The 20,157-nt window shown below is 72.2% G+C and carries 18 protein-coding genes and 1 pseudogene; 14 read left to right on the top strand and 5 right to left on the bottom strand.

The features are described 5' to 3' along the window. Positions 1 to 244: 244 nt before the first annotated feature. The 5 genes from ACGFN2_RS18000 to ACGFN2_RS18020 all read left to right on the top strand — a co-directional run bounded on the left by ACGFN2_RS18000 (position 245) and on the right by ACGFN2_RS18020 (position 5,449). Positions 245 to 1,381 (top strand): energy-coupling factor ABC transporter permease, encoded by a 1,137-nt coding sequence (locus ACGFN2_RS18000; protein WP_393361328.1) that lies wholly within the window; start codon positions 245 to 247, stop codon positions 1,379 to 1,381. A 1-nt stretch (position 1,382) separates the two neighbouring features. Continuing rightward, positions 1,383 to 2,144, top strand: coding sequence for a cobalt ECF transporter T component CbiQ (gene cbiQ, locus ACGFN2_RS18005; protein ID WP_393361331.1), 762 nt, complete (start codon positions 1,383 to 1,385; stop codon positions 2,142 to 2,144). Beyond that, positions 2,132 to 2,905, top strand: coding sequence for an energy-coupling factor ABC transporter ATP-binding protein (locus ACGFN2_RS18010; protein ID WP_393361334.1), 774 nt, complete (start codon positions 2,132 to 2,134; stop codon positions 2,903 to 2,905). Before cbiQ ends, ACGFN2_RS18010 begins: the two co-directional genes overlap by 13 nt. A gap of 150 nt (positions 2,906 to 3,055) precedes the next feature. Next, positions 3,056 to 4,243, top strand: coding sequence for a serine hydrolase domain-containing protein (locus ACGFN2_RS18015; protein ID WP_393361337.1), 1,188 nt, complete (start codon positions 3,056 to 3,058; stop codon positions 4,241 to 4,243). 264 nt (positions 4,244 to 4,507) lie between these two features. Next, positions 4,508 to 5,449, top strand: coding sequence for a TIGR01777 family oxidoreductase (locus ACGFN2_RS18020; protein WP_393361340.1), 942 nt, complete (start codon positions 4,508 to 4,510; stop codon positions 5,447 to 5,449). Between the two features lie 19 nt (positions 5,450 to 5,468). Here the strand turns inward: ACGFN2_RS18020 and ACGFN2_RS18025 are convergent, their stop codons facing one another. From ACGFN2_RS18025 to ACGFN2_RS18035, 3 genes are all read right to left on the bottom strand, one after another. Further along, on the bottom strand, positions 5,469 to 6,320 hold the full coding sequence (locus ACGFN2_RS18025) for a DMT family transporter (protein WP_362609764.1): 852 nt from the start codon (positions 6,318 to 6,320) through the stop codon (positions 5,469 to 5,471). Between the two features lie 161 nt (positions 6,321 to 6,481). Beyond that, on the bottom strand, positions 6,482 to 8,134 hold the full coding sequence (locus ACGFN2_RS18030; protein WP_362609761.1) for a penicillin-binding transpeptidase domain-containing protein: 1,653 nt from the start codon (positions 8,132 to 8,134) through the stop codon (positions 6,482 to 6,484). A gap of 154 nt (positions 8,135 to 8,288) precedes the next feature. Beyond that, complete coding sequence (locus tag ACGFN2_RS18035; RefSeq protein ID WP_393361343.1) at positions 8,289 to 10,028, bottom strand: dolichyl-phosphate-mannose--protein mannosyltransferase; 1,740 nt, start codon at positions 10,026 to 10,028, stop codon at positions 8,289 to 8,291. A gap of 88 nt (positions 10,029 to 10,116) precedes the next feature. Between ACGFN2_RS18035 and rsmI the strand changes: the two genes are divergently transcribed. From rsmI to ACGFN2_RS18075, 8 genes are all read left to right on the top strand, one after another. Further along, positions 10,117 to 10,998, top strand: a complete 882-nt coding sequence (gene rsmI / locus ACGFN2_RS18040; protein ID WP_393361346.1) for a 16S rRNA (cytidine(1402)-2'-O)-methyltransferase — start codon at positions 10,117 to 10,119, stop codon at positions 10,996 to 10,998. Positions 10,999 to 11,173: 175 nt separating this feature from the next. After that, entirely contained in the window at positions 11,174 to 11,659 is a 486-nt protein-coding gene (locus tag ACGFN2_RS18045; RefSeq protein WP_362609754.1) for a hypothetical protein, read from the top strand. Between the two features lie 33 nt (positions 11,660 to 11,692). Further along, positions 11,693 to 12,568: a TatD family hydrolase gene (locus tag ACGFN2_RS18050; protein ID WP_393361349.1), complete on the top strand. Its 876-nt coding sequence runs from the start codon at positions 11,693 to 11,695 to the stop codon at positions 12,566 to 12,568. 169 nt (positions 12,569 to 12,737) lie between these two features. Continuing rightward, entirely contained in the window at positions 12,738 to 13,892 is a 1,155-nt protein-coding gene (locus ACGFN2_RS18055; RefSeq protein WP_393361352.1) for a ubiquitin-like domain-containing protein, read from the top strand. Between the two features lie 22 nt (positions 13,893 to 13,914). After that, the gene (gene rsmA, locus ACGFN2_RS18060) at positions 13,915 to 14,847 is read left to right on the top strand and encodes a 16S rRNA (adenine(1518)-N(6)/adenine(1519)-N(6))-dimethyltransferase RsmA (RefSeq protein WP_362609745.1); all 933 of its coding nucleotides are present in this window, start codon (positions 13,915 to 13,917) and stop codon (positions 14,845 to 14,847) included. Then, a complete protein-coding gene (locus tag ACGFN2_RS18065) occupies positions 14,844 to 15,782 on the top strand; it encodes a 4-(cytidine 5'-diphospho)-2-C-methyl-D-erythritol kinase (protein WP_393361355.1) in 939 nt (312 codons plus the stop codon). Before rsmA ends, ACGFN2_RS18065 begins: the two co-directional genes overlap by 4 nt. A 752-nt stretch (positions 15,783 to 16,534) precedes the next feature. After that, positions 16,535 to 17,692 carry an ADP-ribosylglycohydrolase family protein gene (locus ACGFN2_RS18070; RefSeq protein WP_393361358.1) on the top strand — a complete coding sequence of 386 codons (1,158 nt, stop codon included), beginning with the start codon at positions 16,535 to 16,537 and terminating at the stop codon, positions 17,690 to 17,692. Positions 17,693 to 17,810: 118 nt separating this feature from the next. Further along, a protein-coding gene (locus ACGFN2_RS18075; RefSeq protein WP_393361483.1) for an IS5 family transposase occupies positions 17,811 to 18,625 on the top strand; the annotation gives its coding sequence in 2 pieces (ribosomal slippage) (positions 17,811 to 18,153 and positions 18,153 to 18,625; 816 coding nt in all). A gap of 101 nt (positions 18,626 to 18,726) precedes the next feature. On the opposite strand, the gene ACGFN2_RS18080 is transcribed toward ACGFN2_RS18075, so the two are convergent. Further along, complete coding sequence (locus tag ACGFN2_RS18080; RefSeq protein ID WP_393361361.1) at positions 18,727 to 19,401, bottom strand: M10 family metallopeptidase domain-containing protein; 675 nt, start codon at positions 19,399 to 19,401, stop codon at positions 18,727 to 18,729. A 405-nt stretch (positions 19,402 to 19,806) separates the two neighbouring features. Between ACGFN2_RS18080 and ACGFN2_RS18085 the strand changes: the two are divergent. Further along, positions 19,807 to 19,926: pseudogene (locus ACGFN2_RS18085) on the top strand (type I restriction endonuclease subunit M); the annotation flags it as partial. A gap of 36 nt (positions 19,927 to 19,962) precedes the next feature. Here the strand turns inward: ACGFN2_RS18085 and ACGFN2_RS18090 are convergent. Then, positions 19,963 to 20,157 carry a DUF397 domain-containing protein gene (locus tag ACGFN2_RS18090; RefSeq protein WP_393361364.1) on the bottom strand — a complete coding sequence of 65 codons (195 nt, stop codon included), beginning with the start codon at positions 20,155 to 20,157 and terminating at the stop codon, positions 19,963 to 19,965.

Below are 20,157 nucleotides of genomic sequence, written 5' to 3' on the forward strand. Positions count from 1 at the left end.
CTCACGCACCCATCGTTTCGGCCCGGGCAGAGGGCGGCAACCCGGACGGGTGACGGCCGCCCCCGCGCACGGTCCGGCGGCGCGACCCGCCACCCGTTCGCACATGCGTTCCCCTTGGGGCTGTCGGAGGGGGGACCCGCTGTCGGAGGCGTCGTGGCCGTTCCGCATCATGGGCGCTCTTGCGACTTGTTTGCAGGAGGCACCACCATTGGTGGGTTGCAGAGCCTGGAGCGGAGAACCCGAGATGCACGTACCCGATGGATTCATCAACGCGCCGGTGTCGGCGGCGACCGGTGTGGTCGCCGCCGCCGCGGTCGCGGTCAGCCTGCGCGGTGCCCGGCGTGAGCTGGCGGGTGCGGGGCAGGGCGGCGCCGCGGCCGCCGAGCGGACGGCGCCGCTGGCCGGACTGGTCGCGGCGTTCATCTTCGCCGTGCAGATGCTGAACTTCCCGGTCGCGGCCGGCACCAGCGGACATCTGCTGGGCGGCGCCCTCGCGGCGATACTCGTCGGCCCGTACACCGGCGTGCTGTGCGTCTCGGTCGTGCTGCTGATGCAGGGCGTGCTGTTCGCCGACGGCGGGCTGACCGCGCTGGGCGTGAACATCACCGACATGGCGATCGTGACGACCGTGGTCGCCTACGCCCTGTTCCGCGGGCTGGTGAAGGTGCTGCCGCGCAAGCGCCGCTCCCTCACCGTGGCCTCCTTCGTCGCCGCCCTGCTCTCGGTGCCGGCCGCCGCGGTCGCCTTCACCGCCCTCTACGCGCTCGGCGGGACCGCGGACGTGCCGATCGGCAAGGTCTTCACCGCCATGGTCGGCGTGCACCTGCTCATCGGCATCGGCGAGGCCGCCATCACGGCCCTGACCGTCGGCGCTGTGATCGCGGTGCGCCCCGACCTGGTCTACGGCGCCCGCGGGCTGACCAAGCCCCTGGAGCTGCGCACCTCGCCGCTCGCCACCCCGGACGGCGGGACCACCCCGGCCGACGCCCCGGCCGCCGCCCCCGTCCCCGCTGCCGACCCGGCCCCCGCGCGCCGCTCCGTCCGCCGCGTCTGGCTGGCCGGACTCGCCGCCGCCCTGGTGTGCGCGGGCGGCCTCAGCTACTACGCCTCCGCCAACCCCGACGGCCTGGAGAAGGTCGCCCACGACCACGGCATCGACGCCAAGGCCGAGGACCACGCCGCCAAGGACTCCCCGCTCGCCGACTACGGCGTCAAGGACATCACCGACCCCCGGCTGTCCGGCGGCCTCGCCGGGGTCATCGGCGTCGGCGCGACGCTGGCCGTGGGCACGGGCGTCTTCGTCGTGGTGCGCCGCCGCCGGAGCGCCGCCACCGCCGAGCGGCCGGACGCGGGTGCCGGACACCCGTCGGAGAGCGTCTGACATGGGCGCCGGACATGCGCACAAGCTCTACCGGCACGGGCACTCGCCCGTGCACGCGCTGCCGGCGCACTGCAAGCTCGCGGCGGTCTTCTGCTTCGTCCTCGTCGTCGTCTCCACCCCGCGCGAGGCGGTCTGGGCGTTCGGGCTGTACGCGCTGCTGATCGCGGCCGCGGCGGCGGCCGCCCGGGTCCCGGCCGGGTTCCTGCTCAAGCGGCTGCTGATCGAGGTGCCGTTCGTCGCCTTCGCCGTGCTGATGCCGTTCGTCGCTGAGGGACCGCGGGTCACCGTCCTCGGGATGAGCCTGAGCGAGTCCGGCCTGTGGGGCGCCTGGAACATCCTCGCCAAGGGCACACTCGGCGTCGCCGCGTCCGTGCTGCTCGCGTCCACCACCGAGCTGCGGGAACTCCTGCTGGGCCTGCAGCGGCTCCGGATGCCGCCGCTGCTCGTACAGATCGCCTCCTTCATGATCCGCTACGGCGACGTGATCACCGACGAGATGCGGCGGATGCGGATCGCCCGGCTCTCCCGCGGCTTCGAAGCGCGCGGCGTCCGCCACTGGGGCGTGCTCGCCAAGTCCGCCGGGGCGCTGTTCATCCGCTCCTACGAGCGCGGTGAGCGCGTCCACCTCGCGATGGTCAGCCGCGGCTACACCGGCACCATGCCCGTGGTCGACGGCAGCGCCGCCACCCGCACACAATGGTCCCGCGCGGCCGCCCTGCCCCTCGCCGCGCTCGCCGTCTGCCTCCTGGGATGGACCCTTTGAGCACCGCCACGCCCGCCCCCTCCCTCGCCGTCTCCGGGCTCGCCTACGCCTACCCCGACGGGCACCAGGCGCTCTTCGGCGTCGACCTGACCATCGGCCGGGGCGAGCGGGTCGCCCTGCTCGGGCCCAACGGCGCCGGCAAGACCACCCTCGTCCTGCACCTCAACGGCATCCTCGAAGCGGGCGCCGGCAGCGTCGCGGTCGCCGGGCTCCCGGTCGCCAGGGAGCATCTCGCCGAGATCCGCCGCCGCGTCGGCATCGTCTTCCAGGACCCCGACGACCAGCTGTTCATGCCCACCGTCCGGGAGGACGTCGCCTTCGGGCCGGCCTCCGCGGGGCTGCGCGGCGCCGAGCTGGAGGAGCGGGTCACCGAGGCGCTCACCCAGGTCGGGATGGCGGAGTTCGCCGACCGGCCGCCGCACCACCTCTCCTTCGGGCAGCGCCGCCGGGTCGCCGTCGCCACGGTGCTGGCGATGCGGCCGGAGATCCTGGTCCTCGACGAGCCGTCCTCCAACCTCGATCCCGCCTCCCGCCGCGAACTCGCCGACATCCTGCGGTCGTTGGACGTCACCGTCCTGATGGTCACCCACGACCTGCCCTACGCACTGGAGCTGTGCCCGCGGTCCGTCGTGCTCTCCGGCGGTGTGCTCGTCGCCGACGGGACCACCCAGGAGCTGCTGTGCGACGAGGAACTGATGCGCACCCACCGGCTGGAGCTGCCCTTCGGCTTCGACCCGCGGTCGGTCCACGTCCCGCGCTGACCCACCGCCGGCGCTCTTCCCCGGCACCCCCGGCCGCCCTCCCCGCGTGTGACGAAGGCCACGGCCCGCGGTCCTGGTCATCAGCACCGACCCGCGCGTTGCACCATGGATGGGTCACGAAAGCGACGGATGCAGGGGAAGCGGGAGTCAGTGGTGGACGTCCAGGGCACGGTCGAGGACGGCTTCGAGCCGGTCCGGGACGCCTTCATGGCCAACTTCGCGCGGCGCGGCGAGCGGGGCGCGGCGGTCGCCGTGTACCGGCACGGGCGCAAGGTCGTCGACCTGTGGGGCGGCACCAGGGACGGCGACGCCGGCAAGCACGCGGCGGGCGCGGCCCGCTGGGAGGCCGGCACCGCCCAGGTGATCCGCTCCGCGACCAAGGGCATCGCCGCCGTCGTCCCGCTGCTGCTGCACCAGCGCGGACAGCTCGACCTCGACGCACCGGTCGGCACGTACTGGCCCGAGTTCAAGGCAGCCGGCAAGGAACGCGTCCTGGTCCGCCATCTGCTCTCGCACCGCGCCGGACTGCCCGTACTGGACACCCCGCTCACCCCGGCGCAGGCCCTCGACGGCACCAGCGGCCCCGCGGCCCTCGCCGCCCAGGCACCCGCCTGGGAACCCGGCACGGACCACGGCTACCACGCGCAGACCTACAGCTGGCTGCTCGGCGAACTGGTGCTGCGGGTCACCGGCCGCACCCTCGGCAGCTGGGTCGCCGACGAGATAGCCGGGCCGCTCGGCCTCGACCTGTGGATCGGCCTCCCCGAGGCGGAGCGGTCCCGGGTCGGGCGGATCGCCGCCGTCGAGCCCCCGGCCCCGCCCGCCGCGGCGGGCCTCCGTGTCCGCCCCAAGCAGTCCGTCACCGACGCCTACGCCGACCCGGACTCGCTCACCCGCCGCGCCTTCGGCGCGATCTCCCCCGACCCCGACGAGAACGCGCCGGAGTACCGCGCCGCCGAGCTGCCCGCCTCTGGGGGCATCGCCACCGCCCGCTCCCTGGCCCGCTGTTACGCCGCGCTCATCGGCCCCGTCGACGGCCGCTCCCGGCTCTTCGCGCCCGCCACCCTCACCCTCGCCCGCACCGAGGAGTCCGCCGGGCTCGACCGCACCCTCCTGGTCCAGACGCGGTTCGGCCTGGGCTTCATGCTCCACGGGCCGGCCTCCCCGCTCCTGGCGCCCGGCTCCTTCGGCCACCCCGGGCGCGGGGGCGCGCTCGCCTGCGCCGATCCCGAGCGGGGGCTGGCATTCGGCTATGTGACCAATGGGATGCAGCGGGGGGTTACGGCTGATCCGCGTGCGCAGGCGTTGTTGCGGGCGGTTTCCCACGTTGCCGGGTGACGGCGCCGTGTTCCTTCCGTGAGTTGTGCCCCCCTTCGGCGGGAGCGGGGGAGGTTGTGGGCTGACCCCGCCGGTTGTGGGTGGTGGGTGCCCCGAACCCTCCTGTTGGTGAGCGGGGTCGGCCCGGTGGGGGTGGGGGAGGGGGTGTCTCCGTACGCTGTGGAGGTCGGCCGACGGCGCGGTCTCTCCGGCTCGTTGACGGGGGCGGGCGCTGCGGCAATCTGATGGTCCGGGGCGGTGTCGCCCCGGTGACGAGGGGGCCCGATGAAGATGGTGATACCCGGTGGGACCGGGCAGGTGGGCGCGATACTGAACCGTGCGCTGACCGCGGCGGGGCACGAGGTCGTGGTGCTGACCAGGCGTCCCGCGCGGGCGGGGGAGGTGGCCTGGGACGGCAGGACGCCGGGGCCCTGGACGGCGGCGGTCGACGGCAGCGATGTCGTGATCAACCTGGCGGGACGCAGCGTCAGTTGCCGCTACACCCGGGCCAACCTCCAGGAGATGATGCGCTCCCGGGTGGACTCGGCCCGGGTCGTGGGCGAGGCGATCGCGGCGGCCGAACGGCCGCCCCGCGTCTGGCTCCAGATGAGCACCGCCACGGTCTACGCCCACCGCTTCGACGCGTCCCACGACGAGGCGACCGGGGAGATCGGCGGCGCGGAGCCCGGCGTCCCGGACTACTGGGCGTTCAGTGTGGAGATCGCCAAGGAGTGGGAGCGGGCGCAGGAGCAGGCCGTCACCCCGGACACCCGCAAGGTCGCGCTGCGGTCCGCCATGGTGATGAGCCCGGACCGCGCCGGGGTGTTCGACGTGCTGCTGCGGCTGGCGCGGCTGGGGCTCGGCGGCCCGGTCGCGGGCGGCGCCCAGTACGTGTCCTGGATTCATGACCACGACTTCGTCCGCGCGGTGGAGTTCCTGGTCGACCGGAGCGACCTCGCCGGGCCGGTGAACCTCGCCGCGCCCGGTCCGCTGCCGCAGCGGGACTTCATGCGCGCGCTGCGGGCCGCCTGGGGTGTCCCGGTGGGGCTGCCGGCCACGAAGTGGATGGCCGAGCTGGGCGCGTTCGCCCTGCGCTCCGACACCGAACTCCTGCTCAAGAGCCGCCGGGTGGTGCCCGGCCGGCTGCGCGAGGCGGGCTTCACCTTCGCGTACGACGCCTGGCCGGCGGCCGCGGACGACCTGGTGCGGCGCGTCCGTACCCGCTGAGCCGCCGGCCCGGCGCCCCTCAGCCGGTGTGCAGCATCAGGCCGATGCCGAGCACCATCAGGCCCGCCGCCGCGATCCGGGGGGCGCCGAAGCGTTCCTTGAAGAAGAGGGCGCCGATGGCGGCGCCCACGATGATCGAGGACTCGCGCAGGGCGGCGATCGGCGCCAGCGGGGCGCGGGTCTGGGCCCACAGCACCAGGCCGTACGCGAACACGGAGAGCACTCCGCCGGCCAGCCCGCGCAGTGCGAAGGGGCGCAGTTCGGTGAGGAGTTGGCGGCGGCGGGTGGCGAGCGCGTAGGCGGGGATCGCGATGCCCTCCAGGAACATCAGCCAGGCGATGTAGCCGAGGGCGCTGCCGGAGGCGCGTACGCCCAGGCCGTCGACGGTCGTGTAGGAGGCGATGGCGAGGCCGGTGGCGAGCGCGGCGAGCAGGGCCGGCCAGTGCGGCCGGGTCCCGGCACCGCGGATGCCCCAGAGCGCGACCCCGACCAGGCCAGCGGAGGCCAGCGCGACCCCGGCCAGGGCCCAGCCGTCGGGGATCTCGTGCACGAAGACGGCGGCCAGGACGGTGACGACCAGCGGCGCGGTGCCGCGGGCGATGGGGTACATCTGCCCGAAGTCGCCCAGCCGGAACGACTGCATCAGCAGGGCCTGGTAGACGATGTGCAGCACGGCGGAGGCCAGCAGGTAGGGCCAGGCGCCGGCGGCGGGCAGCGGGGTGAAGGCGGCCAGGGCCAGGCCGCAGACCGCGCCGCCGCCCCCGACCAGGGTGAAGGCCAGCAGCTGGTCGCGGATGCCGTGCGCGATGGCGTTCCAGCTGGCGTGGGTGACGGCGGCCAACAGGACCGCGGCGACGACCAGCGGGGTCACGAGGTGCGCTCGCGCTCGGCGGGCGGTATGGCGGTCTGGGGGCCCGGGGCGGTGCCGGAAGCGGAATCGCTCATGGCCCGCACGCTAGCGAAAGCTGTACGGGCCATGCGAACCAGATCCGGTCGCTGAGACGGGGCGCCCCCACGGGCGCCCCGCGCGGGTCAGCGGGCGGTGAGGACGGCGCGGACCACCGGGCCCGCGTTCGAGCCGCCGTGGCCGCTCGCCGGGACGACGGCCGCCGCGGCGAGGTCGTCGCGGTAGGCGGTGAACCAGGCGTTGGGCTTCTTCTGGTTGTCGACCTCGGCGGAGCCGGTCTTGGCGCCGACGTCACCGCTGACCCCGGCCATCGCCTCGGCGGCCGTACCGGACGTCGCGGTCAGCTTCATCAGCGACTTCAGCCCGCTGAGGGTGGACGGCTTCATCGTGCGGGAGGCCTTGGCGAGCGTCCGGTGGTCCAGCGCGGGCGAGACGATGTACGGCTGGTGGAAGGAGCCGGCCCGCACCGTCGCGGAGAGCGAGGCGACGGTGAGCGGGTTCATCCGCACCCCGCCCTGGCCGATCAGCGACGCCGCCATCTGCGCGTCGCTCTGCACCGGCACCGAGCCGTCGAAGGTGGGGATGCCGGTCTGCCAGTTCAGGCCGATGCCGAAGACGTCCCGGGCCTCCTTGGTCAGGTCGTCGTCGCTGAGGTGCTTGGCCTGCGAGATGAAGGCGTTGTTGCAGGACGCCGCGAAGCTCTGCGCGAACGTGCCGTGCGGGATCTCGGACTTGTCGAGGTTCTGGAACTTCCAGCCGCCGACCGTCACGTACTTGGGGCACGGGTGCTGCTTGCCGGGCGAAGTCATGCCCTTGTCCATCAGCATCGCCGCGGTCACGACCTTCATCGTGGAACCGGGCGCCATCGAGCCCTGGGTGGCCAGGTTGAAGCCCTTCTCCGGAGCGTTGGCGAGCGCCAGGATCTCACCGGTGCTGGGCTTGACCGCGGCCACCGACGCCGACTTCTTGCCCTTGACCGCCCGCTCGGCCGCCGTCTGCATCCCGGCGTCCAGGGTGGTCTTGAGGGTGCCCGGCGTCCCCTTGGAGAGCACCTTCAGGGTCTTGTCGGGCAGCTGGTCGGCGGGCTTGGCGGCCTTCGCGCGGTGGATGAACAGCTCCACACCGGGCTTGCCGTCGGTCTTGTCGCCGTACTTGTCGCGCAGGCTGTCCAGCACCCCGGCCAGCGCCGGATGTGCCTCGGGGGTCAGCTCCGCGCCCTTGCGGTCGACGGCCTTGATCGGCGGCGCCTCGGCCTCGCCGGTCCGCAGCTGGTCGCCCTTGGCCAGGCCCGGGTGCATCATCGCCGGCTTCCAGGCGATCTGCGGCTTTCCGGTGGCCTTGGCGCGCTGCACGGTCGCCGAGGTGCGGTACGAGTACGCCGCCTTGGCGCCCTTGTAGTCGATCTGCGCGGCGACGGTGTACGGCACCTTGTCCCCGGCGGGAGTGCCGGGGCTGAGCGACACCTTCGAGAACCGCGCCTGCTTGTTGAGGGCCGCGAGCGCGGCCTTGCACTTCTCCGGGTCGTCCGTCATCCCGGCCGCCTTGGCCGCGTCGCCGGACTGCCAGGCGGTCAGGAACTGCCGTGACGTCGTCTGCACTTCCTTGGCCGACAGCGGGCCGGTGGGCACCTTGGTGCCCTCCTCGCCCGACTTGGCGTCCGTGGAGCTGACCTCCTGGGACGACTCGTCCGAGCCGCCGAACAGCGTGAAGCCGCCCACGACTCCCGCCACCAGGGCCACCGATCCGCCGATCAGCCCGTACTTCACCTCACGGCGCATGCCACCGATTCCCTCCCAGAGCCTCGTCCTTGAATACGCACACAAGAACGTGCCCCGCACTCTATGGGACACGGGAGGGCGGTGAGTCTCGATAGGGGCACGGTCCGGTGACGCGCTGTTGTACGGCTGTTACGGAACTGTCGAATTCCGGCCGCTAGACCCAGGTGTCGAACCACATCCGGTGGTGCCAGGCCGACTTGGGGATCGGCATCCCCGTATAGAGGGGGTAGAAGTAGATGAAATTCCATGCGATCAGGAGAACCAGGACACCGGCGCCGACCGCGCCGATCGTGCGGCGGCGCTCCGTCGAGCCCGGCGGCCCGATGATCGCGCCGATCATCATCGCCAGCGCCAGACACAGGAACGGGACGAACACCACCGCGTAGAAGAGGAAGATGGTCCGCTCCTGGTAGAGGAACCACGGCAGGTATCCGGCCGCGACGCCGCAGAGGACCGCCCCGGCCCGCCAGTCCCGCTGGAAGAGCCAGCGGTAGAGGACGTAGAGCAGCGCGCAGCAGGCCGCCCACCACAGCAGCGGGGTGCCCAGTGCCAGCACCTCACGGGCGCAGCCCTCGGCCGCCGTGCAGCCGTCCTGGCCGGCCTTGGGGTCCTCGTAGAAGTAGGAGACCGGACGCCCGAGGACCAGCCAGCTCCACGGGTTGGACTGGTAGGTGTGCGGGGTGGTCAGTCCGGTGTGGAAGGAGTAGACCTCGGTCTGGTAGTGCCACAGGCTGCGCAGCCAGTCCGGCAGCCAGGTCCAGTGGCCGGTACGGCCCTCCGGTGAGGTCGCCCAGTCCCGGTAGTAGCCGCCCTTGGTGGCGATCCAGCCCGACCACGACGCCAGGTAGGTGGCGAGGGCCACGACGACGGTGGACGCGAAGGCGGGCAGCACATCGCGGCGCAGCGTCGAGCGGAAGGGGTGCCGGGCCCCGGCCGTACGGCGGGCCGCGACATCCCACAGCACCGCCATCAGGGCGAAGGCCGCGAGGTAGTACAGCCCGTTCCACTTCGTCGCCGCCGACAGGCCCAGACACAGTCCGGCCGCGATCCGCCAGGGTCGCCACCCGAGCCGCATCCGGTCCCCGACGCTCTCGTCGGGGCGCGCGCGGCCATCCTCTCCGGCCGGCAGCGCCGCCGCCAGCCGGGCTCTGGTGCGGTCCCGGTCCACCAGCAGACAGCCGAACGCGGCCACCACCCAGAACATCACGATCAGATCGAGCAGCGCGGTCCGGCTCATCACGAAGTGCAGACCGTCCACCGCCAGCAGGGCACCCGCCAGACAGCCCAGCGCCGTCGAGCGCAGCAGCCGGCGCCCGATACGGCAGATCAGCAGCACCGAGAGGGTGCCGAGCAGCGCCACGGCGAACCGCCAGCCGAAGGGGTTCATCCCGAAGAGGCTCTCGCCCGCCGCGATCAGCCACTTGCCCATCGGCGGATGGACGACGTACGAGTGCTCCGGCGACAGCAGCAGCTCCGGCGGATGCCCGACCAGCGCGTCATTGGCGTTCTTGGCCCAGGTGCCCTCGTAGCCGTACTGCAGCAGCGACCAGGCGTCCTTCGGGTAGTACGTCTCGTCGAATATCACCTTCCGCGGGCTGCCCAGGTTCCAGAACCGCAGCACCCCGGCGAACAGCGCCACCAGCAGCGGACCGAGCCAGGCCGCCCAGCGCGTCAGCCGCACCGCGGCCTCCGGGCCCGCGCCGAACACCGCCCACAGCCGGCCGCTCGGCTCGGGGAAGGCGGGCACCAGCCGCGTGCGGACATCGGTCTGCGGGCGGACGGGAAGCCCGAAGCGGCGCAGCCGCCGCTGCCACACGGGGGGCGCTCCGGGCGGCTCCGGGGCGTGCTGCGCGGCGGCGTCGGTCGCGGTGGTGTCACTCGTCACCCGGCCCATCGTAGGGAAACCGCCTGTGGACCGGCGGGAGCGCACCGGCGGGACACCGACCGGCCGGAGCGCGGCGGCGCCCTGGGAGGATGGGACGGTGACTGGAACGCTGGTACTTGCAGGGACGCCCATCGGGGAGATCGCGGACGCGCCGCCGCGGCTCGCCACCGAGCTGGCCGCCGCCGACGTGATCGCCGCCGAGGACACCCGGCGGCTGCGCCGGCTGACCCAGGCGCTGGAGGTCCAGCCGACCGGGCGGATCGTGTCGTACTTCGAGGGCAACGAGGCGGCCCGGACGCCCGAGCTGGCCGAGGCGCTGGAAGGCGGGGCGCGGGTGCTGCTGGTCACCGACGCGGGCATGCCCTCGGTCTCCGACCCCGGCTACCGGCTGGTCGCCGCGGCCGTCGAACGGGACATCAAGGTCACCGCCGTACCGGGCCCCAGTGCCGTGCTCACCGCCCTGGCCGTCTCCGGGCTGCCGGTGGACCGCTTCTGCTTCGAGGGGTTCCTGCCCCGCAAGGGCGGCGAGCGGCGCACCCGGCTGCGTGAGGTCGAGGGCGAGCGGCGCACCCTCGTCTACTTCGAGGCACCGCACCGCCTGGACGACACCCTCGCCGCGATGGCCGAGATCTTCGGCGCCGGCCGGCGGGCCGCGGTCTGCCGGGAGCTGACCAAGACCTACGAGGAGGTCAAGCGGGGGCCGCTGGCGGAGCTGGTGCCCTGGGCGGCCGAGGGGGTGCGCGGCGAGATCACCATCGTCGTCGAGGGTGCCCCGGACAGTGGGCCGCAGGATCTGGACGCCGAGGAGCTGGTGCGCCGGGTGCGGGTCCGTGAGGAGGCCGGGGAGCGCCGCAAGGAGGCCATCGCCGCGGTCGCCGCGGACGCCGGGCTGCCCAAGCGGGAGGTCTTCGACGCGGTGGTCGCGGCGAAGAACGCGGAGAAGAGCGCGGCGAAAACCGACTCATCAGAAGGTAAATGACTGGCCTGAAAGGTAAAGCTCCGGCCGCGCTGGCGGGGACTTTTCCCTGCCTCCGGCCAAATCTGGGCCAATACGGTCGTCGATCTGCTGCTTTGTGACCGGGAAAGGCGTCCACTGGACGAGGGACGAACGGTTTCCCGAAGACCTTGTCCGGAGGACAAGAGGAGCGCAGCACATGAACGATTTCGCCAGGACCACCGGAGCTTCGACGACGACCACGGGCGCGCCACACCCCGATCACCGGCCCGACGCCGCCGCGCACGAGGCGTACTCCTTCGCCTGCATGCGATGCGGCCACGGCTGGGAGCAGGCTTACGAGATAGTTCACCAGGTCGACGGCAAGGGCGAGCTGCACGTCGTCTACTACGCGGACGGCGAGCGCGTCCGGTCCCCGCTGACCTGCCCCACCTGCGTGAACTGCGGCAGCGACGTGGTCCGCATCATGCGCTCCGGCCAGGTCTCGATGGTGTCCGCCGCGATGGCGAGCATGTACCAGCGCGGGAACGGCGGCGAGAAGAAGCACGGCGGCGCGAAGAACAAGGAACCCGCGGCCGCGGACCCGGACGGCACCGACGACCGCACCGCCGGGGACAAGGACTCCGGACGCCACCACTGGCACCTCTCCGACCTGCTGCACCCCTTCCAGCACCACCGCAAGTGAGCCCCGCGCCGCGCCCCTCGTAGGATCGCGGCCATGGCACCGCAGGACAAGAACACCCCGCCCCCGCTGCCCGAACCGCTTCGGGTGGCGGTCGCGGATTCGCACACCCACCTGGACATGCAGGACGGCACCGTCGACGAGGCCCTCGCCAAGGCCGCCTCCGTCGGGGTGACCACCGTCGTCCAGGTGGGGTGCGACCTGGCCGGTTCGCGCTGGGCCGCCGAGACCGCCGCGGCCCACGACAGCGTGCACGCCACTGTCGCCCTGCACCCCAACGAGGCGCCCCGCATCGTGCTCGGCGACCCCGATGGCTGGTCGCGGCAGGGCGCCCGGGAGCCCGGCGGCGACAGCGCCCTCGACGAGGCGCTCGCCGAGATCGACCGGCTCGCCGCCCTCCCGCACGTGCGCGGCGTCGGCGAGACCGGCCTCGACCACTTCCGCACCGGCCCCGACGGCATGGCCGCCCAGGAAGCCTCCTTCCGGGCCCATATCGAGATCGCCAAGCGGCACGGCAAGGCCCTCGTCATCCACGACCGCGAGGCACACGACGACGTGCTGCGCATCCTGCGCGAGGAGGGCGCCCCCGACCGGGTCGTCTTCCACTGCTACTCCGGCGACGCCGAGATGGCCGGGGTCTGCGCCGCGGCCGGCTACTTCATGTCCTTCGCCGGCAACGTCACCTTCAAGAACGCCCAGCCGCTGCGCGACGCGCTCGCCGTCGCCCCGCCCGAGCTGGTCCTCGTCGAGACCGACGCCCCCTTCCTCACCCCCGCCCCGTACCGCGGACGGGCCAACGCCCCGTACCTCATTCCGGTCACCCTGCGGGCCATGGGCGGCGTCAGGGGGATGACGGAGGACGCCCTCGCCACCGCCGTCGCGGCGAACACGGCCCGGGCCTTCGGTTACTGACGGTTCGCGGCCGGCGCCCGACGCCCGCCGACGGGGCCGCGCGCCCCGTCGGAGCGCCCTCCCGCGCCCCCCAATCCGGTCACTTTCCGTATCGGGTCGAGTTGGGAGAGTGACGGCGGCTCCGCTACATTCCCGCCGTCAACCGCATCCGTGGCATGGGGAGCGCGCCGTGAGTCCTTCGCAGAGCAGCCACCGCGCGGCGCGCGGCCGTCGCAGACGCCGCGCCGAACACCCCGACGCGCTGCGCCGGCTGCTGCCCCGCGCCCTGGTCGTGGCCTTCCTCGCAGGCGGCACCACCGCCTTCATCGCCCACGACAAGGCCATCAGGCTCACCGTCGACGGCGCCCCGCGCACCCTGCACACCTTCGCCTCCGACGTCGACGACCTGCTGGCCGCACAGCGCCTCGACATCGGTGCCCACGACATCGTCGCGCCCGCCCCCGGCACCGCCCTCAGCAGCGGCGACGAGGTCGTCGTCCGGCACGGCCGCCCCGTCGTGCTGACCATCGACGGACAGCGCCGCACGGTGTGGACCACCGCGGACACCGTCGCCGGCGCGCTGCACCAGATCGGCGTACGCGCCGACGGCGCCTACCTCTCGGCCTCCCGCTCCCGGCGCATCGCCCAGCGCGGCATGGAGCTGGCGGTCCGCACCGAACGCTCCGTGGTGATCGTCGCCGACGGCCGTGCCCACCGGCTCCGCACCAACGCCGCCACCGTCCGCGAGGCACTCGCCGAGGCCGGGCTCACCCTGCACGGCCAGGACACCACCTCGGTGCCGCCGGAGAGCTTCCCGCACGACGGCCAGACCCTCTCGGTCCTGCGGATCACCGGCTCCAGGGAGGTCCGCGACAAACCCATCCCCTTCCGCACCGTCCACCGGGCCGACTCCCGCCTGGCCCGCGGCACCGTCATGGTCGTCCAGCAGGGCCGCCCCGGCGTGCGGCGCGTCACCTACCGCACGCGCATGGTCAACGGCGTCAAACAGAAACCGAGGCGGCTGCACAGCGAGGTCGTCCGCGCCCCGCGCCCGCAGATCGTGCACCTCGGCGTCCGGGACCTGCCCACCTCCGTCCGCGGCGCCGACCACCTCGCCTGGCACGCCCTCGCCCAGTGCGAGGCGGGCGGCCGGCCGCACGCCGTCGACTCCTCCGGCACCTACGGCGGGCTCTACCAGTTCGATGTCGCCACCTGGCGGGCCCTCGGCGGCCGCGGCCGCCCGCAGGACGCCTCCCCCCAGGAGCAGACCTTCCGGGCCAAGAAGCTCTACATCCGAAGGGGGGCGAGCCCGTGGCCGGTCTGCGGCCGTAAGCTTCACGGGTGAACGAGCGCAACGAGGCTGTGGCATGAGCAAGAGCACCACCGACGATCCCGGACCCCTGCTGGGCGCCGCCGACATCCGCGAACTGGCCGCCGCCCTGGGCGTCCGCCCCACCAAGCAGCGCGGCCAGAACTTCGTCATCGACGCCAACACCGTCCGCCGGATCGTCCGGACCGCCGAGGTCAGGACCGACGACGTCGTGGTCGAGATCGGCCCGGGGCTCGGCTCGCTGACCCTGGGGCTGCTGGAGGCCGCCGACCGGGTCACCGCCATCGAGATCGACGAGGTGCTGGCCGCGGCGCTGCCGTCCACCGTCGAGTCCCGGCTGCCCGGCCGCGCCGACCGCTTCGCGCTGGTCCACAGCGATGCGATGCACGTCACCGAGCTGCCCGGCCCCGCGCCCACCGCGCTGGTCGCAAACCTCCCCTACAACGTCGCCGTGCCCGTGCTGCTGCACATGCTCGCGACCTTCCCCACCATCGACCGCACCCTGGTCATGGTCCAGTCCGAGGTCGCCGACCGGCTCGCTGCCCGCCCCGGCAACAAGGTCTACGGCGTGCCGTCGGTGAAGGCCAACTGGTACGCCGAGGTCAAGCGGGCCGGCGCCATCGGCCGCAACGTCTTCTGGCCCGCCCCCAACGTCGACTCCGGCCTGGTCTCCCTGGTACGCCGCGACAAGCCCATCGAGACCACCGCGAGCCGCGACGAGGTCTTCGCCGTCGTCGACGCCGCCTTCGCCCAGCGCCGCAAGACCCTGCGCGCCGCACTGTCGGGCTGGGCCGGCTCGGCCGCCGCCGCGGAAGCCGCGCTGGTGGCCGCCGGAGTCTCCCCGCAGGCCCGCGGGGAAGCACTGACCGTCGAGGAGTTCGCGCGGATCGCCGAACACAAGGGACCGGGCGGCGCGCCCGGCATCCGTCAGGCAGGGGGAGCACACACCTCAGGGGGAGAGCAGGCATGACCGACCCGACCGACCCGACCGCCGCCCCGGTCACCGTCCGCGTACCGGCCAAGGTCAACGTCCAGCTGGCGGTGGGCGCCGCCCGCCCGGACGGCTTCCACGACCTGGCGAACGTCTTCCTCGCCGTCGGCCTCTACGACGAGGTCACCGCCACCCCCGCCGAGTCCCTGCGGATCACCGCCGAGGGCCACGACGTCGACCAGATCCCCCTGGACCGCACGAACCTGGCCGCCCGCGCCGCCGAACTCCTCGCCGCCCGGCACGGCATCGAGCCGCACGTCCACCTCCACATCCGCAAGGACATCCCCGTCGCGGGCGGCATGGCCGGCGGCAGCGCGGACGCCGCCGCCGCCCTCCTGGCCTGCGACACCCTCTGGTCGACGGGCGCCTCGCGGGACGAACTCCTGGACATCTGCGCCGAGTTGGGCAGCGACGTCCCGTTCAGCCTGGTCGGCGGCGCCGCGCTGGGCCGCGGCCGCGGCGAACTGCTGACCCCGCTGCCCGTCGGCGGCACCTTCCACTGGGTCTTCGCGGTCGCCGACGGCGGCCTCTCCACCCCCGCCGTCTACGGCGAGTTCGACCGGCTGACGGCAGGCACGGACGTACCCGAGCCGGAGCCCGCCCCGGACCTGCTGGCCGCCCTGGAGTCCGGCGACGCCACCGCGCTCGCCCCGGCCCTGTCCAACGACCTCCAGCCCGCGGCCCTGTCCCTGCGGCCGTCGCTCACCGCGACCCTGGAGGCGGGCACCGCGGCCGGCGCCCTGGCCGCACTGGTCTCCGGCTCGGGACCGACCACGGCCTTCCTCGTCAAGGACGCGGAGGCGGCCGAGGCGGTCGCGTCGGCGCTCATGGCGTCCGGGACCTGCCGTCAGGTGCGGGTGGCGGATTCCCCGGCGGCGGGGGCGCGGGTTCTTTCCTCGCCTTCGTCGGCATAGCAGCGACCCTCATCGGCTGCCGCCGCCTCACCAGGTGAAACGACGTCTGAGTAAGGTGAGCGATCACGGGAGCAGCCGGAGTGGAGGGGGTGGTAGCGCCATGCTGGAGCCAGGACTGGGGACGCCGGATCGATCCGTTCGTCCCGATGCCCGCGCCGAGTGTGAAAGGGCGTCTCTTCGGCGGCCTCTTCTTCTTTCTGGCGCTCCTCTGCGCCGGCTTCTCGCTGTACAACTCGACGCACGGCAGCGGGCCTCGTCGGTCGTCACGGCACGCTCACGGTCGAGCGCCGCTGGATCGACCACGGAAGCCGTCACCACAGCGACAAGACGGTGTGCGCCGGCACCTTCCGCGCAGACGACGGAACGACCGTCGATCACGAGGCGACCATCACGGCAGACCGCGAACGGGGCGACCGCATCCCCGTCCAGCAGACCGTGAGCGGCTACCTCGCACCGGCTTCGGCGAGATCTGGCGCTGGTGCGCGCTGTTCTTCCTCGGCCGGATCGTCGCCGCGCCGGGGGTCCCGTTCGCCGCGACCGGCATCCTGCCGAGCAGGGGACAGGCCGTGGCCGTGGGCCGGTTGATCGCCGGAACCCGCGCGAGTGCCTGGATGCAGCGGCTGGTCCTGGGCGGCGCCGGTGGTGCGGCGCTCAGCCTCTACCTGGCCTGGATCTTCTGAGCCGGAAGGCTCCGGCCACGCGACCGATCGACGCAATGACCATGAGCACAACCATCAAGTGAGGGAACCGGCTTGAACAGTCAGTCGTGGGGCGACATCGTCGCCCGCCATGCCCGTGTCCGTGGCTGTCTTCTGGGCGGGGCGATAGGCGACGCCCTGGGATACCCGATCGAGTTCCAGTCGCTGGCCTCGATCCGCAACGGCTACGGGCCGTCCGGGGTCACCGGCTTCCTGCCGGTCGGCGGCGTCGTCCTCGGCCAGGTCTCCGATGACACCCAGATGACCCTCTTCACCGCGGAAGGCCTCATCCGCGCCTACGCCCGCTACGGCCCCGTCACCGGCAACGGCATCAGCTCCGCCGGGCCCGTCCTCGTGCGGAACGCCTATCTGCGCTGGCTCGACACCCAGAACCACCCCGCGCCGCCGGCCGAACTCGCCCTCGTCCGCACCGGCTGGCTGCGCCAGCAGACCTGGCTCTACGCCCGCCGTGCCCCCGGCAACGCCTGCGTCTCCGGCCTCCGCTACGAGCACATCCCCGACACGCTCGGCGAGCTCGGAGCGCCGGGGCCGGTCAACCCCGACTCCAAGGGCTGCGGCACGGTCATGCGCTCGGCTCCCTTCGGCCTCACCGGCATGCCCGTTCGCCGAGCCTTCGAATTCGCCGCCCGCTGCGCCCAGATCACCCATGGCCATCCCACCGGCTACTACGCGGCCGGTGCCTTCGCCGCCATGATCGGACACCTACTGGACGGCGACTCCCTCGAAGGCGCCGTGCTGCGCTCGATGGAACTCCTCGCCCGCTATCCCGGCCACGAGGAGACGACGGCCGCCCTCCGCAAGGCGGTCGACCTGGCTGCCGACGGCACAGCGACCCCCGAGAAGGTCGAAACCCTCGGCGGAGGCTGGATCGCCGAGGAGGCCCTGGCCATCGCCGTCTACTGCGCCCTCGCCCGCCCCGCCGACCCGGCACCCGGGTGCACGCGCGTTGAGTCAGCCTTCCTGCTCTCCGTCAACCACTCCGGTGACAGCGACTCCACGGGTTCCCTCTGCGGCAACCTCCTCGGCGCCCACCACGGCGACCTCGCCCTCCCCCCGTCCTGGCTCACCGCCGTCGAGGGCCGTGGCACGATCACCGAGCTGGCCGACGACTTCTCGGCGGCGTTCCACCCCCTCATCCACCAGCCGTACAACGAGTCGTTCTTCGCCCCCGGGCGCTACCCGCGCAGCTGACGCCGCTCGGCCACGGGCGCCCACCCGGCACCGTACGGCAGTGCCCGCCGTCCGCTTCACCACATAGGACACGGTCTTAGACCGTGTCCTACATGGTCAGTTGGCGGTTGTGCTGGGCATGGGGAGTGGACGGTGGGGATGGATCGTTCCGGACGGCTTGTGGGAGTTGGCAAGACCGTTGCTGCCGGCGGCGCCAGTTCGTCCGCAGGGCGGCGGGGTCGCGAACATCGATGATGAGGCGGTGTTTGCCGCGATCATCTACGTCCTGGTCAGCGGCTGCGCCTGGCGGGCGTTGCCACCGTGCTTCGGAGCGTCGAAGTCGACCGTGCACCGCCGCTTCGCCATCTGGTCTCGTGCCGGGGTCTGGGGTCGACTGCATCAGAAGGTTCTCCAGCTCCTGGACGAGCAGGACCTGGTCGACCTGTCCCGTGCGGTCCTCGATTCCGCCCACGTGAGGGCTAAAAAGGGGGCGAACTTGCAGGTCCGAGCCCCGTGGACCGAGGTAAGCCCGGTTCCAAGATGCATGTCCTGTCCGACGCGAGCGGACTGCCCCTACGGGTCGGGCTCTCCGCGGCCAACACCCACGACAGCCTCGCTCTGAAGCCGATGCTGTCCCATTTCCACATGGGACACGAATTCCACGCGGCCGAGTCCAAGCCAGTGCGCCTTCATGCAGATAAGGCGTACGACATCCCTCACCTGCGGCGTTGGCTGTGGGGCAAACGCATCGGCGCCCGTATCGCCCGTAAGGGCATCGACTCCAGCGAGCGGCTCGGCCGTCGCAGGTGGGTCATCGAACGCACCATGTCCTGGCTGACCGGCTACCGCCGTCTCAACCACCGTTACGAGCGGAAACCAGGCAACTACCTGGCCTTTCTCGGACTGGCATCCGCTCTCTGCTGCTACAAGCGGTTCCTCAAACTGACCATGTAGGACACGGTCTTAGGCACCGTTTCTGACGGTCCGGTGGGCCGGCGGTCCGCCGGTCCGCCGGTGTCAGGGCGGCCACGCGGCCGCCGCCGGTCACGCGGAATTCACCGGCCCGGCGCCCCGTACAGCGCCTGAATCCGCTGGATGTCCTCCTGGCCCAGAGTCTTCCCGCCCGTGTAGTAGGGGTACATGATGGACTTCCGATCGGCGGAGTGGTCGAGCCCCAGAATGTGGCCGAGTTCGTGGAGGGCGACAGAACTCAGGTCGGTCCGCCCGGATTGCGCCGTCGTGCTCCAGGGCTCCTGGTCGTCGAAGTGCAGCATTCCCCACTGCGGTTCATAGGCGTGTGCCAGGACGCCACCCTTGCCGTCAAAGGCTGCGTTATCGCCGTGGTCGCCGGTGTGGAACCCTATCTTTATATTCGCCTTGCTGCCGGTGGTCTTGGTGAAACGAAGTTTGCTGGCCTTCGCCCAGGTATTCATCGCCTTCGCGAGAGCATTCTCGACCTCTGCCCGCTTTCCCCGGAGATCGGAGCGGGAGCTGTAGTGGTCCAACTTCCAGGTGAGCCGGGAGGTGGGCCACTTGTTGGCCTCGGCGGCGAATCCCACCCGCTGCTTCTTCCCCAACACGTCATCGAGATAAGGCCGCGTGGTGGCGTGGTCGTGCGACCGGGCGGCGTGACGCTCACCAGCTGAGGCCGGAGCGGCCTGCGAGGAGCTGGGTATGAGCACAAGAAGAGAGGAAGCTGCAACCAAGGCAGCCGCCAGCGTTCGGCGCATGAACATTCCTTTGAGCGTGGGGGGTGAGGGAGCGATAACTCCCCTGCCGCGCATACGACTTGGCGGACGTGACGCTATCCGGATAAGCGCGACGCAACCAAGCCGTCCAGGCAATGTGAGCCTTAAGTTTCCTTAAGCCCGAGCTAATGCAGCGCTGCCGCACCACGCCATAGAATGGCGAATAAGAGGCTGCCTCACATGGCAGCTTTCGTGAGCTTCTTGTAGCAGTCAGGGCGGTGGCGACGACGACGGCCAGGCCTCGGCTCTGCCAGTCGTCGCGGACCACGTACGGGATCGTGAGGCCACGAGCAGCCCATGGCAGGCTCATGCCGCATGATCGACGAATTCGCGAAAGACACCCTGCACGGGAGACTGCGGCGGGACCGCAAGGCGCTGCTCTGGAAACTCGACGGCCGGACCGGATTGCGCGCCGAACACGAGAAGCAGATCGACGAGGAAGCCCGTGCGGCCCACCGCGCGAACATCGAGCAGGCCGCCAGGTCGGCCGCACCAGTCATGGCGTAGAAGCTTGCCTCACGTGACGTGATGTCGGCTCACGCCTCAACTCCGGCTGTCGGTACCCTTGACGGCGGCGACGAAGGCGGACCAGGCGGCGGCCGGGAAGACGATCGCCGGGCCGTGCGGGTCTTTGGAGTCGCGGACGGGGACGATGCCGGGGAGGTCGTCTACGACCTCGACGCAGTTGCCGCCGTCGCCGTTGCTGTAGGTGCTCTTGCGCCAGACGGCTGTGCTCAA

Source organism: Streptomyces sp. NPDC048612 (assembly GCF_043199295.1).
GTDB lineage: Bacteria > Actinomycetota > Actinomycetes > Streptomycetales > Streptomycetaceae > Streptomyces.

What these genes read in the sequence shown, in the direction of transcription:
- ACGFN2_RS18000 (WP_393361328.1), top strand. Translation starts at nt 245, where the DNA reads ATGCACGTACCCGATGGATTCATCAACGCGCCGGTGTCGGCGGCGACC.
- cbiQ (WP_393361331.1), top strand. Translation starts at nt 1,383, where the DNA reads ATGGGCGCCGGACATGCGCACAAGCTCTACCGGCACGGGCACTCGCCC.
- ACGFN2_RS18010 (WP_393361334.1), top strand. Translation starts at nt 2,132, where the DNA reads ATGGACCCTTTGAGCACCGCCACGCCCGCCCCCTCCCTCGCCGTCTCC.
- ACGFN2_RS18020 (WP_393361340.1), top strand. Translation starts at nt 4,508, where the DNA reads ATGAAGATGGTGATACCCGGTGGGACCGGGCAGGTGGGCGCGATACTG.
- ACGFN2_RS18030 (WP_362609761.1), bottom strand. Translation starts at nt 8,134, where the DNA reads ATGCGCCGTGAGGTGAAGTACGGGCTGATCGGCGGATCGGTGGCCCTG.
- ACGFN2_RS18035 (WP_393361343.1), bottom strand. Translation starts at nt 10,028, where the DNA reads ATGGGCCGGGTGACGAGTGACACCACCGCGACCGACGCCGCCGCGCAG.
- ACGFN2_RS18045 (WP_362609754.1), top strand. Translation starts at nt 11,174, where the DNA reads ATGAACGATTTCGCCAGGACCACCGGAGCTTCGACGACGACCACGGGC.
- ACGFN2_RS18050 (WP_393361349.1), top strand. Translation starts at nt 11,693, where the DNA reads ATGGCACCGCAGGACAAGAACACCCCGCCCCCGCTGCCCGAACCGCTT.
- rsmA (WP_362609745.1), top strand. Translation starts at nt 13,915, where the DNA reads ATGAGCAAGAGCACCACCGACGATCCCGGACCCCTGCTGGGCGCCGCC.
- ACGFN2_RS18065 (WP_393361355.1), top strand. Translation starts at nt 14,844, where the DNA reads ATGACCGACCCGACCGACCCGACCGCCGCCCCGGTCACCGTCCGCGTA.
- ACGFN2_RS18080 (WP_393361361.1), bottom strand. Translation starts at nt 19,401, where the DNA reads ATGCGCCGAACGCTGGCGGCTGCCTTGGTTGCAGCTTCCTCTCTTCTT.